Raw genomic sequence first — 13,621 nt, 5'->3', positions numbered from 1 at the left:
GGGGGGGGGTGGGGGCACGGCGCCGCCGTGCCCGTACAGGGGTGTATAATCGGTGGCACGTGACGGCTCCCAGGGCCAAGGCCCATGGGCTTCTGAGTGTGCCGCCCCACACTCATTCGGTTACAACTGAAGGGATTGGAGACCCCGATGAAGAAGGTTGAGCGCCGCATTGTGATCGCGTCCCATCACCAGCCCACAGTGTGGGCAGGTATGGATGCGTTCGCTCAATGCCTTCGGCACGAGTTCGCCACAGGACGAACACAGCTTGGTCGTGTTTTTGGGGTTCACCAGAATCACCCGCCGCCCAGCTTCTTCCGCTTTGGCGATGGTCATCTGCATGAACTGCGTCCATGCCACATCCAAGATGCTTGTACGCATCCCACGGCTACGGCCCATCTCCATTGGGGCCAGGTCTTCAAACACCATCACCTGATAGGCGTTCACCAGCTCGCGGCTGCGCTTGTGGGCGAAGTCGCTGCGTCGGTTGGCAATCCGCTCGTGGATACGGGCCAGGATGCCCTTCTGCTTGGCGTGCTCGGGCCAGTTTTGGGCGTTCTTCGCCGCATCCTTCCGCTGCTGGACGCGCTTCAGGTCAGCTTCGTCGCGCCGGTAGAAGCGCGGGTTCTCGATCTCCGCGCCGGTCGAGAGCGTGGCAAAGGACGCCAGCCCCACATCCACACCCACCACGTTGCCGGTTGGCGGCAGCGGCTCGGCCTCGGTCGCGCACGAGAAGCAGGCATACCATGTACCCGTGCGGGCGCGGGTGAGCGTCACCGTCTTCGGCGTGCCCTCGACGGGTCGATGCAGGACGACATGCACGGCCCCGACTTTCGCGAGGATCAGCCGGTCGCCGTCCAGGCGCACGCCGTTGCCGTACTGCGGATAGGTGATCGAGTCATATCGACCGAAACCCTTGAAGCGCGGGAAACCGACTTCTTCGGCCCGCTCCCGTACGCGACGAAAGAAGGCTTGAAAGGCGCGATCCACCCGCACGCAGACGTTTTGCAGCACCTGGCTATGGACGAGTTTCAGCGCGGGGCGTGCCAACTTCCACACCGGAAGCATCGTGATCGTGTCGTAGACACGCAACGACTCGCCGCGCTCTTCATACGCCCGCTTGCGCTCGGCAAGCGTCTCGTTATACACCCAGCGGCATTCCTCAAGCTGCTGCTCAAGCATACGCCGCTGGCCGTTCGTGAGATAGACTCGATATTTGAAGCTTTTGCGCATGCCTTTATGTTACCACGACTTCGCATAAATAGCAAGTCTGTGCTCTTTGAGCTCAAGCCGCTCAAGCTGATGAAGCCCTTCTATCCCAGGGCGAAAGCTCCTGGGTTTTACGGGCTAGATTCATAATGGCCAGTCTCTCTAGGAGGAGCGATCATGGAAGCCATCTGGGAGTGGGGTATTGGGTTGGTTTTAGCCCTCCAGCCGGACAGTGGTGGACTCGCGTTGTTCTGGCGGGCCTTGAGTCTCCTTGGTGATGAGGTCTTTTTTCTGTTGTTGATACCATTGCTCTTCTGGTGTATCAGTCCAATCCTGAGTATTCGCGTGGGTATGGTCTTGTTGCTCAATACCACGGTCAACACGGCCTTCAAATTGGCTTTGGCGGGGCCGCGGCCTTTCTGGTACAGTGCAGAGGTGCGGGCGCTGACCGCCGAGGGTTCGTTTGGCATTCCCTCGGGCCATGCGCAGAATACGGTCGGGGTGTGGGGGGCGTTTGCCGCCAGCGTTGCTCGCCCCTGGGCCTGGGTCGGGGTGGGGCTCTTGGCGATCCTGGTCGGCCTCTCGCGCATGGCGCTGGGCGTGCATTTTCCTAGCGATGTGCTGTTCGGTTGGCTGCTGGGAGGGTTGACGCTGGCGGCGTTTATGGCCTGGAGCGAGCCGATCTGGCAGCGGGTGAAGGATCGCGCCTTGAACGTGAAGCTCGTGCTGACCTTCCTGGCTTCGCTGGTGCTGGTTGGTGTGCCAACCCTGGTGCTGGCGCTCTTGGGTGAGCGCGACCTGCCTGCGATTTGGCTTGAGCATGCGGCCATGGCCTTGCCCAACGATCCAATCCATCCCTGGTCACTCGAAACAGCGGTGACCGTCGGCGGTACCTGGTTTGGCTTTACCGCTGGGGCCTTGCTGCTCTGGACGCAGGGAGGACTGGATGTGCGCGGCCCCTGGTGGCAGCGGGTGCTCCGCTTTGTCCTGGGGATCATTGTCGTGATCGTGCTCTGGGCGGGCCTGGGCGCGCTCTTCCCGCGTGATGAGACCTTTGTGGCAGGGATGCTTCGTTATGTGCGCTACACGCTGATCGGCTTTTGGATCGCTTTTGGTGCCCCACTGCTCTTTCGCCGCCTAGGCCTGCTGGTGTAGCAAGGCGATTGCATCTTCTTCCGTCGCCGTGAACGGCTCGGCTTCTGGCGAGCGAAGGCCACCTTCGTGGCCTGATCCAGCCGGCGAAGGCCGGCTTTGCCCTGCGTAGCCGAGGCGTTTACGCCGACGGTGGGGGCGGATGGGCGCGCTCTGACCCTCTGACGGCCCTCACCAACGGAAGCGGTTAGACCGTCTTCTCGATCACCAACAGCAGTTGACCTTCCTGGACGATGTCGTTCAGCTTGACGCAGATCTCGGCGATGCGGCCATCGAACGGGGCAAGGATGGCGTTCTCCATCTTCATCGCCTCGAGGTTCGCTACCTCTTCGCCTTTGCGGATGATATCGCCGACCTGGATCGGGCCGCGCTTGGGATTGCCGATCCGCCACACGCTGCCGTTGATGGGGGCACCGATGTCGCCGGTGCCCTTGGCGCGCCGGATCTCAACTTTCTTGGCGCGGGGCGTTGCGACGGGGTAGACGCGGGTCACATTGTTGACTTTCATCACGACGTGGATCACGCCCTCGTGCTCGGCCCCGACCGACACGAGCTCAATGCAGCACGGTTTGCCGTCGAGTTCGAAGTTGACCTTCTGGCCGGTGCGTAGCAGCCCGTTGCGCCAGACATCGGTCGGGAGCACCAGCGGGGCCACACCGTACTTTTCACGGAACTCGATGAAGCTGAGCGCGTCTTTCGGGTGCATCAGGTAGAGGATGAACTCCTCTTCGGTCGGCGTGCGCCCGATGGCCTCGGCCAGGCTCTGCCGGATCTTGGCGAGGTTATCGTCCGTGAGCGTTTCGAGGGGGGAGAGATCGGTGCGCTCCTTGATCTTCGTTTGCCACTCGTCGCCGAAGGCGCTCTGGTAGACCCAGTCGGCCGGCCAGCCAACGGGCAACCGCCCGTAGCTCCCGATCAGCAGATTCTTGAAGTCGCCGGGCGCGTTGCGGAAGAGTTGCAGCAACTCATCGCGCTCGCCCTCACTCATCGCCGCGAGGTTTTGCCCCTGCTCCTCGATGAACGTGCTGAGCAACGTGATGAGCCGCTTGACCCCGGCCTCGCCCTGCTCTTTCGCGTAGCGGTTGACGATCCCGCTGCAGGTGACCCAGGTGATCTGCGAGCCGGGGGTGACGTCGAAATAGGACACGATCTGGTTGTAGAGGCCCATCACGCGCAGGACGGCCGGCATCAGGTGCAGAAAGCCACCCTTTTCGGCCTGCTCAAACGAACTGGGGAAGGCCCCGCCGGGCATGCGGTGCTTGGTCACGCCGTGGTCGTAGCCCTTGAAGGGCGACTCGGCCCACTCGTAGTGCCCGATCCACTCGCGCACCTTCTGGTTGGCCTGTTCGGCGATGGGCCGGTTGAGGTGGACATGGATGCCACCCTCCTCGAAGTAGGCCTGCACCCCGAGGATCGGCGGGTGGCCGTAGAAGCGCACCAGCGCGTCCTCCTGGACATCGACGATCTTGGCCCCGGCCTGCGCGGCGGCAAAGAGCGCGGGGAGGGCCAAGCCGTCGGTGACGTGGCGGTGGTAGTGGATCAGCAACTCGGGGTAGTGCTGCTTGATGGTCGTCACCAACTGCCCAATCCGCGCCGGGTTGCCGACGCCAGCCATATCCTTGATGCAGAGCATAATCTCGTCAACGCCGCCGCAGAGGGCAACGATCTCGCGCACCACACTCAGATAATACGCGTCGGTGGCCCAGTCGGCGACCGTGAACGAGATCGCTGGCTCGAACAGACGCCCGCGCTTCATCACCGTCTCGGCGACGGTGCGCATGTTGCGCACATCGTTGAGGAAGGAGAAGCAACGCCAGACATCAATATCCACCTGCGCGACGGCATACTCGATCACATTCTTTGGGTAGGGCCGGTAGCCCCACATATTCGTCTCGCGAATCAGGGTCTGGAGCAAGACATTCGGCATCAGTTCCCGCAGCAGCCGCGTCTCCTCGAAGGGACTCTCGCGGCGGTTCATGATCCCGACGTGCCAGCGTGCCCCGCCATGAGTTTCGGCGCTGAAGAGGCCCATCGTATTGAACAGCGGGGCCAGCGCCTTCAGGTCGTAGATCCGGTGGCGATTCTTGAAGTCCGACTGCCCCGCATCGCGCATACTCACCGAGGTGAGGCAGACGCCATCAAGATCGCGTACGGCCTGGACAATTTCGCGTGCCGTCATCCCCGGACGAACGAAGGTGTACTCCCCTTGGGCACCAGTGGGCTGGGTTGTCTTGCTCATCTCCATCATTCTCCTCACATCCAACTCTGCGCACCCAGGGCGGAGATCTCGGCCACGTACTGGGCGACCCGGAGCATTTCATCCTCGCTGGTGCGCTCAGAGAAGCCCGAGACGAGCTCTGGCAGGTGCTGCTCGATAAACTTGGTCGAGAAGTCACCCGACACGAACTTGGGGTGCCTGATGATGCTCAGCAGCAGGGGGGCGAGGGTCTTGACCCCCTCAATGCGCAGATCACCGGTGAGGGCGCGATCCATCACGCGCAACGCATCGGCCCGGTCGGCCCCCGAGGCCATCAGGAGCATGAAGAGCGAGTCGTAGTAGGGCGGGATATCCTCACCCTCGGTGGTACCGAGCAGCACGCGCACATTGGGACCCAGGGGAGTGCGCAGGCGGGTAATCTTGCCGAAGGAGGGGCCGAAGGTTTTGGGATCCTCGGCGTTGAGGCGCACCTCGAGGGCCCAGCGGTTCGGGACAACGTCGAGTTGTTTAATCGGCAGAGGCTTGCCCTCGGCGACATCGAGCATAATGCTGACGATGTCTAGGCCGGTGATCAGCTCGGTGATGCCGTGCTCGACCTGGAGACGGGTGTTGACCTCAAGGAAATAGAAACTCTGGGTCGCTGGTTCGAAGATGAACTCGACTGTGCCCGCCGAAGTATAGCCGATGCGGCGCATCAGCCGCGCTGCGGTCACACAGATCTCCTGGCGAAGGTCATTCTCGAGGGTCGAGGGTGCCTCCTCAATAATCTTCTGGTTGCGCCGCTGGAGCGTACACTCGCGCTCGAAGAGATGCACCACGTGGCGGTACTCATCGGCCACAATCTGCACCTCAATATGGCGGCCATGCTCAATATACTTCTCGACGAGCACAGTGTCGTCACCAAAGGACTTCTTGGCCTCAGAGCGAGCCTGGGCGAGGGCTTGCGCGATCTGTTCGGGCTGATCCACCCTGACCATGCCCTTGCCGCCGCCGCCCGAGACCGCCTTGATGATGATCGGAAACGCGATCTCCTGCTCACGCATCCAGGTGCTAATTTGCTCAGCGCTGGTCACATGCTCGATCCCCGGCACAGTCGGCACATTCGAGCGTCGAGCGATCTCCTTGGCCCGCATCTTATCGCCCATCATCCGGATCACCTCGGGGGAAGGGCCGATCCAGATCAGGCCAGCATCGATCACCTGCTGGGCAAAGTCGGCATTCTCTGCCAGGAAGCCCCAACCGGGGTGGATGGCATTCGAGCCGCTGCAGAGCGCGGCCTCAATGATGCGGTTGGCGTTGAGGTAGGACACAATGGGCGGCGCATCACCAATGTGGATGGCAGTGTCAGCCATGAAGACGTGGTAAGCGAGGCGATCAGGCGTACTATACACCGCAGTCGTGGGAATCTTGCGATCACGGCATGTGTGCATAATCCTCACCGCCGGGACGCCACGGTTGGCAACCAACACTTTGCGGATAGTACGTTGCATAACGATGACCTCTTCTGTCGCCTGAACTGCCGATAAAAAATTCGTGATAAGTATAGCAGAGCTTTGCTGGATGTCAACTGGTTAGCATCGTCGGCGTAGGGCGATGGCATCTTCTTGCCGTGGCCGTCAACGGCTCGGCTTTTGGCCAGCGAAGGCCACCTGCGTGGCCTGACCCAGCCGGCGCAGGCGGGCTTCGCTTCCCATAGCCGAGGGCTTCAGCCCCACGGCATCGGGTTCATAGCGGATCATTTCCTGTAAAACCATAAGTCGGCACTCCCTGATGTCATTCGTATCTGCATATCCATGGGGACGAGCAAAAAACTGTTCATGTGGCGGGTGCAGTACCGACCAACTTTGCATACGCTCTGTTTATCATCGCGCCTTCGTACCCAATGCGGGACACGATGTTTGGTGACCCCAGTTCAATTGAAGGAGTTGCGTGACTATGGCAAGCGCCTCAGACGATGCTGCTGATACGAGAAGAACGGTGACGGATGTACCGACGGTGGCATCGCCTCGCCAGTACGATGACCCACAGCGCTGGTGGATTCTGGCGGCTTGCTGCACGGTCGCCTTTGCCTTGCAAGCCGAGCCATTTTTATGGATGATTGGCTACGAGATCCCTTCGTCGGCTTTCGGCACAGGATGGACTGAGTACCGTGTGCTCGCCAGCCTGGGTGTCTTGCTGTTCGTGGCCTTCCAGCTTGTCGGCGGCGTCCTGGGTGATCTGCTTGGTCGGCGCAAGATCCTGCTGATTGGGGCCATCGGCGCGACGCTCTTCAACGTGATCTCGCTGCTCGCACCTACGTTGCTCACCCTCATCGTCATCCGGGCGATGGTCGGCGTGATGGGTGCCCTGGCCTTCCCGCTCTCCCTGGCGCTGATCCGCCTGACCTTTGAGGGCACCGAGCGCACACGGGCGCTGGTCATTTACACCTTTGTGACGGGTGTGGGCGTGCTGGCGAGCCTGCTTGGCATCCTGTTTGAGGATTGGTGGGGGTGGCGTGCGGCGCTCGTTCTGCCGATCGTTGTGGGTGTGGCAGGTGCCTATCTCGCCTGGCGTTACGTTCCGGAAAGCCGTGCCCAGGGCGGCTTCGGGCGCATCGAGGCGATCAATGCTGCTGCATGGGCGCTGGTCTTTCTCGCCGCCATGTTCGGGTTGGTGATGGCCAACCTTACGGATACCTGGCGCAACCCGATCACCGTCGCGGCGGGCGGCTTCGTTGCGCTTGGCGTGCTGCTGCTGAGCATCTGGATCCAATTCGCCGGCAAGCACCGCCCCTTTCGCGGCACAAAGGAGGTGCCGCGGCACTTCCTCTCGCTGCTGCTGCTCGTCTCGGCGGCCCTCAATTTCGGCTTGGTGGGCTATGCGCAGATGCTCTACGGCTTCTTCTTCACGGCACGGCAACTTCCGGGTTTCATTGCCGGGGTCGCGCTGGCACCGGTCTTTCTTGGCAATCTCTTTGTTCTCCGCTGGGCCGCCCGTTTTACCACCAGTCAACCGGCCTATGTAGCGGTGGGTGGCGGCCTTGCGACGATGGGCGTGGCGATGCTGCTCACCGCGCTGGCACGCCCGAATACGCCCTATCTAGTGCTTGTTCCGCTGATGATGCTGTTCGGTCTCGGCTTCCTGATCGCCTCGGCCTCGTGGGCTTACTTCTTCTTTGCGGCCCTGCCAGCCGACCTGATCGGCCTCAGTTCGGGGCTCAACCGGGCGGCTGGGCTTGTCGGCAGCGGATTGGCTGGCGTACTGCTCGCCAGCGTCCTGGCGTTGAGTGGCACGGCTGACTTCAAGTTGCGCATGGCCGAGTTGCGGCTCAACGCAGAGCAGCAAGCTATCGCGCTGCAGGTTGTTGATATCGCCCTTCGCCAGGGTATCACCGCCGACGATCTCACCCGGACGCCAGTCGTCATTGCTGGTCTTGGGCTGATGGCAGCTTACAGGGAGGCCTTCAGTGTTGGCGTCGCCTCGGCGCTGATCCTGGCAGGTACCGCCAGCCTTGCCGTTGCCGCCGTCGCGTGGTTCTGGTTGCGTGGCGTTCAGCGTGCTGCGGACGATACCGGTGAAACTCGTTCGCAGCACGCTGAGTAGGCGGTGACGTCCGTTTGCTGTCAATGGGGGCCACGAATGAACGAAGAGCGCATGGAGCAGCCCATATTCGTTTCTTCGTAATCAGTCTTCGTGGTCGGCGGCGCGACCGGGAAATATAGTTCACACGCCACTGAGTAGGCGGTGACGTCCCTTGCGCCTTTGCGCCTTTGCGTCAAAATAACCGCACGCCAAAGTACGGTGCCGCTAGCGACGGCGGGCGGGACGGGTGCTTTGCCCCTCGCGCTGCCGACCGAACATCCACCCCCAGGCATGCGCGGCAAGGCTGAGTTGGCCGAGGGCAAAGAGTACCAGCAGGGCACTGATGGTCGTTGTACTCACGGTTGACCAGAAGGTCAGAGCCTGGCGAATATCGATCAGCGCCAATTGCACGGTGCTGGTGCGGTTCCTGCCCTCGGCAAGCGTGGCGCGAACCTGGCTCAGGCGTTCTTCGAGACGGTCGGTGGCCGACTGGAGGAGCACGTTATCGCGTGTTTCGATGGCCGTACGCACGAGACGGGTCTGATCGCGGGCGGCAGTGATCTCGCTGTCAAGGGTCGTCAGCGCATTGGTGAGGGTGGGTACGTCGAGAAAGGGCAACTGGTTGAGCTGTTCGATGCGCTGGTTAAAGCGCTCTAAGCCCTCACGGAGGCGTTGGGCACGGGTCGTGAGTTGTTCCAACGCAGGTTGCAGTTCTTCAGTAATGACCTGCTGCATCTGTTGCGCCACTGGCCCATTGGCCCGTTCGGTACGCAAGAACGCCAAACTGGTTTGCACCAAACCGAGCCGCTCTTCTGCCTCAGCAACATTACTGTCAAGCGTATCAATCGTCTGGATCGCCAGATCGAGGTAGTCGGTAACAACATCGACCATGGCAAGCGTCGTCTCATCGATAGTGGCCTTGGCGATCCAGGCCCCGATCGTCCCGGTCGCAGCGAGTAGGAAGGTGAGCAGTGCAAGGACGAAAAGAACGCCTGCGAAGATTCTGCGCAGCAGTGTCATAGTTCTCCTTTGGAAAGCCTATCCCTTCAGGAAGCCATTTACGCCGTCCCATGTGAATAAGAGGCCGAACACCAGCGCGACCGTAATGGAGATCGGGCGATTGTAGGTCGTGAGCCACCCGGTTGCACGCTGAAGGACCGCACGGGAATGTTTTGGCGCAACTGCGGCAAAAAGCACTGCGAGGATGAGCAGGATCTGCGCAAAGAAAATGTAGGCCGCGTACGCGATGATCGCGCTGGTTTGGTCGATCCCCGCCCCGTTGATAATGGCAAGGGCCGAGAGGGTGAAGGCCCAGAGTTTTGGGCCGATCGCGATGCCCAACGCACCTAGGCCAAAAGCCTTGAGGGCGGTGGTCTGGTCAAGCGACTGCATCCACTTCGGCGGTGGTTCGTCAGGATCTTCTTCCTTGCGCCATTTCTTGAACGCCGCGATCAGCAGCAGGATGCCAAGGATGAGCTTCAGCGTCGCAGCCACGAGGCCGCTCCCTCCCGCTGCATCATCTGATGAAGCGGCCAGTAATGCGCCGAAGAGCAATCCCTGGGCCACGCGAGTGAGCGTCATGCCGAGGACGAAGGCGGCGGCCTTGAGCAGGCCGCCCGGGCTGGCGAGCAGCAACAGGACAATGATGAGCCAGAGGGGGGCCAGGACGTTGCCGAGGATCATCGGCAGCAATTCGCCGAACAGACCGGCCATGGGGTTCTCCTTGGTAGGGGCGGCCCACTTCGTGCTCGCTCCTAACCGATGATTGATGCCCGTGCTTCCACCGTAAGTGTTCACACTGCTCCTGGGAGCGCGGGGTGGCGCTTTCCCCCAAGGGTGAACAGTTACCTTCCACCGTTGTTTTGTCACCCTGAGCGCAGCAAAGGTTCTAGGGTCTCAGGTGTTCAGACGACCGAGATGCTTCGCTGCGTTCAGCAAGGCAAGGCCGGGAGCATGTCAGAACATGGAGTTGACACACTACTATCCACCATGCTCAACGGTACGGTACATAATATTACAACATATGGAAGAGCAGTTGACTTGCAGCACAATGGTGATTTCGTTGAGACCCAGTTGAACAGGTGCGTACCTATCCGGCTGGATCAGGAGCCCTGTCAGGCGTGCGCCGCAGCGATCCTGGGGGTACCGGAGGATCGTCCCGGCGCACACCTGACAGGGCTGACGGGTGGTCGGCGAGCCAGGCGACTACCTGCCCTGCATGGGTGTCGGGCGGGAAGATTGGGTAGAAGACGTGCTCGATCACTCCGTCGTGCAATACGAGGGTCAGGCGCTTGATCAGACGCATCCCGTCGACGGTGAAGGTGGGCAACCGCAAGGCGGTGGTCAAGCGGAGCTCGGCGTCGCTGAGGATGGCGAAGGGCAGATGCAGCCGCGCCGCAAACTCCTGCTGATACGCGGTATCCTGGGTGCTCAGGCCGAAGACTGTCGTACCCAGAGCGCGAAGCTCGGTATGGTGATCCCGGAAGCCACATGCCTCTGGGGTGCAGCCGCGAGCACCGGGGATAGCGTCCCAGTCGGTAGGGAGCGCCTGGCCGGGCACGCCGCTGCGCGGGTAGCAATAGACGAGCGTGCGACTGGGCAGTGCGGCAAGGTTGACCGTGCTTCCATCGGTCGCGGTGAGCGCAAGTGATGGCACGACACAGCCGACAAGGTGGGCGCATGCGCCGTCGTCCTCGGGAACGGGCAGGTCGGCGGGGAGTTGCTCAAAGCTGGTGGTTTGGCTCACGACATGGTTCTCCTGACAAAATGGCGGCTTTCTGAGATTGTACCATTGCCCTGCACCGCCGCGCATACGCTGCCCGGTGACATTGGTAGGGCTACGCTGAAAATGGGGGAACTTGGTTCCCCCATTTTCAGCGTAGCCCTGGTTGGAATGCACGGTGAAGGTGCGCTGTGCGTTCATATGTGCTATAATGCCACGAGACACAGCGGTTTGCCCCATATCGTGGCATTGACCGACGGATTCTTTTTCAAGCCGCTGGTTCCCTGTGGAGGTTTGTATGGCTCCTTCCAATCAGCACCCTGCCGATTGTCACGATCTGATTCGCGTCAAGGGTGCGCGCGAGAACAATCTGAAGGATGTCCATGTCGCGATCCCCAAGCGTCGGTTGACGGTCTTCACTGGGGTCTCAGGGTCGGGCAAGTCGTCGCTGGTGTTCGGCACCATCGCCGCCGAGTCGCAACGCCTGATCAACGAGACCTACAGCGTGTTCGTGCAGGGCTTTATGCCAACGCTGGCGCGGCCCGAGGTTGATGTGCTGGAAGGGCTGACGACGGCGATCATCGTCGACCAAGAGCGCATGGGCGCACATGCCCGCTCCACCGTCGGCACCGCTACCGACGCCAGCGCGATGCTGCGGATCCTGTTCAGCCGCCTTGGTCAGCCGCACATTGGGCCTCCTACCGCCTATTCGTTCAACGTCCCGACGCGAACGGCCAGCGGGTCAATGAGCGTTGACAAGGGCAAAGGCGAGAAAGTCGTGGTGCGCGACGTTGTCTATCACGGCGGCATGTGCCCGCGCTGTGAGGGTATGGGCAACGTAAGCGACATCGACTTGACCCAGTTGTATGATGCGAGCAAGTCGCTCGCTGAGGGGCCATTCACGATTCCGGGCTACAAGGCGGGTGGTTGGGAAGTGCGGATCTACGCCGAATCGGGTTTCTTCGACCCGAACAAGCCGATCGGCCAATATACTAAAAAGGAGCTCCACGACTTTCTCTACAAAGAGCCGCTAAAAATCAAGTTCAACGGCATCAATTTGACCTACGAAGGGCTTGTGCCTCGGGTGCAGAAATCGTTTCTCTCCAAGGACATCGAGGCGCTGCAACCGCATATCCGTGCCTTTGTGGAGCGGGCAGTGACGTTCACAATCTGTCCTGAGTGCAACGGTACCCGACTGAACGAAGGAGCTCGGTCGTCCACGATCAACGGCAAGAACATCGCCGACGTCTGCGCGATGCAGATCAACGATCTGGCCGTCTGGGTGCGCGACCTGAACGAGCCGTCGGTGGCCCCGCTGCTCGCCAAGCTCCAACACCTGCTCGATGCGTTTGTGGAGATCGGGCTCGGCTACCTCAGCCTCGACCGACCATCAGGTACCCTGTCGGGTGGCGAGGCGCAGCGCACCAAGATGATCGGTCACCTCGGCTCGTCGCTCACCGACGTGACCTACGTCTTTGATGAGCCGACGATTGGGCTGCATCCCCACGACATCCAGCGTATGAACAACCTACTGTTGCGGCTGCGCGATAAGGGCAACACGGTTCTGGTCGTTGAGCACAAGCCCGAGGTGATCGCCATCGCCGACCACGTCGTCGACCTCGGGCCTGGTGCCGGTACCGCTGGCGGTGAAGTGGTCTTCGCGGGCACGGTCGAGGGGTTGCGGGCCAGTGGCACGCTCACCGGGCGTCATCTCGAAGACCGGGCCGCGCTGAAAGCATCGGTACGAACGCCGTCGGGTGTGCTGGAGGTGCGCGGTGCCTGCACGCACAACTTGCAGCATGTTGATGTTGACCTGCCCCTCGGCGTGCTCGTCGTGGTGACCGGCGTGGCCGGGTCGGGCAAAAGTTCGCTGATCCACGGCTCGGTCTCGGGACGGGACGGCGTGGTGGCGATCGAACAAGCCCAGATCCGCGGCTCGCGACGGAGCAACCCGGCGACCTACACTGGGCTGCTCGACCCTATCCGCACGGCATTTGCGAAGGCTAATGGCGTGAAACCAGCGCTGTTCAGCGCCAACTCCGAGGGCGCCTGCCCTACCTGCAATGGCGTCGGGGTGATCTATACCGACCTGGGGATGATGGCCGGCGTCACCACGATCTGCGAGGAGTGCGAGGGCCGTCGGTTTCAGGCGTCGGTGTTGGCTTACCGGCTCGGTAGGCTCAACATTGCCGAGGTGTTCGACCTGACGGTCGATGAGGCAGTCGGCTTCTTCGCTGACGGTGCGGCGCGTACGCCGGCTGCGCAAACGATTCTCCGGCGTCTGGCCGACGTAGGCCTGGGCTACGTCCGTCTGGGCCAACCGCTCACGACGCTCTCGGGCGGCGAGCGACAGCGGCTCAAGCTCGCAACGCACATGGGTGGTGACGCCAGGGTCTACGTGCTCGACGAGCCGACCGCTGGGCTGCATCTGGCCGACATCAAGCAGTTGCTCGATCTGCTGGATCGGCTCGTCGAAGCGGGGACATCGGTCATTGTGATCGAGCACCACCAGGCGGTGATGGCGCACGCCGACTGGATCATCGATCTCGGCCCGGGCGCGGGCCACGACGGTGGACGGATCGTCTTTGAAGGTACGCCGGCTGACCTGGTGGCGGCACGAGCGACGCTGACCGGCGAGCACCTGGCGACATTCGTTGGGAGTCATCCGCACGTTGCCCTCTGAGGCCCTGCCGAACACCGCGACCAGCATGATGCCCACTCACGGTGAGCAAAGCCGGGGTTGCACAGTGAGGCAAGCGCCT

At 61.7% G+C, this 13,621-nt stretch carries 9 protein-coding genes; 3 read left to right on the top strand and 6 right to left on the bottom strand.

Features of this window, described 5'->3' with window-relative positions; all coding sequences use genetic code 11:
* Positions 1-120 precede the first annotated feature (120 nt).
* A complete protein-coding gene (locus tag EKD05_RS21970) occupies positions 121-1,230 on the bottom strand; it encodes an RNA-guided endonuclease TnpB family protein (protein WP_129677179.1) in 1,110 nt (369 codons plus the stop codon).
* A gap of 153 nt (positions 1,231-1,383) precedes the next feature.
* Between EKD05_RS21970 and EKD05_RS21965 the strand changes: the two genes are divergently transcribed.
* Positions 1,384-2,361, top strand: a complete 978-nt coding sequence (locus EKD05_RS21965; RefSeq protein ID WP_129677177.1) for a phosphatase PAP2 family protein — start codon at positions 1,384-1,386, stop codon at positions 2,359-2,361.
* A gap of 184 nt (positions 2,362-2,545) precedes the next feature.
* On the opposite strand, the gene EKD05_RS21960 is transcribed toward EKD05_RS21965, so the two are convergent.
* Together EKD05_RS21960 and EKD05_RS21955 are read right to left on the bottom strand one after the other, a co-directional pair.
* A complete protein-coding gene (locus tag EKD05_RS21960; RefSeq protein WP_165360888.1) occupies positions 2,546-4,597 on the bottom strand; it encodes a biotin/lipoyl-containing protein in 2,052 nt (683 codons plus the stop codon).
* 14 nt (positions 4,598-4,611) lie between these two features.
* A complete protein-coding gene (locus EKD05_RS21955; protein WP_129677175.1) occupies positions 4,612-6,066 on the bottom strand; it encodes an acetyl/propionyl/methylcrotonyl-CoA carboxylase subunit alpha in 1,455 nt (484 codons plus the stop codon).
* A gap of 445 nt (positions 6,067-6,511) precedes the next feature.
* Between EKD05_RS21955 and EKD05_RS21950 the strand changes: the two genes are divergently transcribed.
* The gene (locus EKD05_RS21950; protein ID WP_129677173.1) at positions 6,512-8,158 is read left to right on the top strand and encodes an MFS transporter; all 1,647 of its coding nucleotides are present in this window, start codon (positions 6,512-6,514) and stop codon (positions 8,156-8,158) included.
* A 204-nt stretch (positions 8,159-8,362) separates the two neighbouring features.
* On the opposite strand, the gene EKD05_RS21945 is transcribed toward EKD05_RS21950, so the two are convergent.
* From EKD05_RS21945 to EKD05_RS21935, 3 genes are all read right to left on the bottom strand, one after another.
* Entirely contained in the window at positions 8,363-9,157 is a 795-nt protein-coding gene (locus EKD05_RS21945; protein ID WP_129677171.1) for a hypothetical protein, read from the bottom strand.
* 18 nt (positions 9,158-9,175) lie between these two features.
* Positions 9,176-9,850, bottom strand: coding sequence for a GAP family protein (locus EKD05_RS21940; protein ID WP_129677169.1), 675 nt, complete (start codon positions 9,848-9,850; stop codon positions 9,176-9,178).
* Between the two features lie 376 nt (positions 9,851-10,226).
* Positions 10,227-11,060 carry a peroxiredoxin gene (locus EKD05_RS21935; protein ID WP_205704043.1) on the bottom strand — a complete coding sequence of 278 codons (834 nt, stop codon included), beginning with the start codon at positions 11,058-11,060 and terminating at the stop codon, positions 10,227-10,229.
* Positions 11,061-11,157: 97 nt separating this feature from the next.
* Here EKD05_RS21935 and EKD05_RS21930 point away from each other — a divergent pair, with 97 nt between their 5' ends.
* Complete coding sequence (locus tag EKD05_RS21930; RefSeq protein ID WP_129677167.1) at positions 11,158-13,542, top strand: excinuclease ABC subunit UvrA; 2,385 nt, start codon at positions 11,158-11,160, stop codon at positions 13,540-13,542.
* Positions 13,543-13,621 lie beyond the last annotated feature (79 nt).

Source organism: Candidatus Chloroploca sp. Khr17, from assembly GCF_004138165.1.
Classification (GTDB): Bacteria; Chloroflexota; Chloroflexia; order Chloroflexales; family Chloroflexaceae; genus Chloroploca.
Note: the sequence above shows the minus strand (reverse complement) of the source record. Positions and strands in the feature narration are given on the sequence as shown.

Bases quoted from the DNA above. Each gene is read 5' to 3' on its own strand.
- EKD05_RS21940 (WP_129677169.1), bottom strand. From the start codon at position 9,850: ATGGCCGGTCTGTTCGGCGAATTGCTGCCGATGATCCTCGGCAACGTC.
- EKD05_RS21945 (WP_129677171.1), bottom strand. From the start codon at position 9,157: ATGACACTGCTGCGCAGAATCTTCGCAGGCGTTCTTTTCGTCCTTGCA.
- EKD05_RS21950 (WP_129677173.1), top strand. From the start codon at position 6,512: ATGGCAAGCGCCTCAGACGATGCTGCTGATACGAGAAGAACGGTGACG.
- EKD05_RS21960 (WP_165360888.1), bottom strand. From the start codon at position 4,597: ATGAGCAAGACAACCCAGCCCACTGGTGCCCAAGGGGAGTACACCTTC.
- EKD05_RS21970 (WP_129677179.1), bottom strand. From the start codon at position 1,230: ATGCGCAAAAGCTTCAAATATCGAGTCTATCTCACGAACGGCCAGCGG.
- EKD05_RS21955 (WP_129677175.1), bottom strand. From the start codon at position 6,066: ATGCAACGTACTATCCGCAAAGTGTTGGTTGCCAACCGTGGCGTCCCG.
- EKD05_RS21965 (WP_129677177.1), top strand. From the start codon at position 1,384: ATGGAAGCCATCTGGGAGTGGGGTATTGGGTTGGTTTTAGCCCTCCAG.
- EKD05_RS21930 (WP_129677167.1), top strand. From the start codon at position 11,158: ATGGCTCCTTCCAATCAGCACCCTGCCGATTGTCACGATCTGATTCGC.
- EKD05_RS21935 (WP_205704043.1), bottom strand. From the start codon at position 11,060: ATGAACGCACAGCGCACCTTCACCGTGCATTCCAACCAGGGCTACGCT.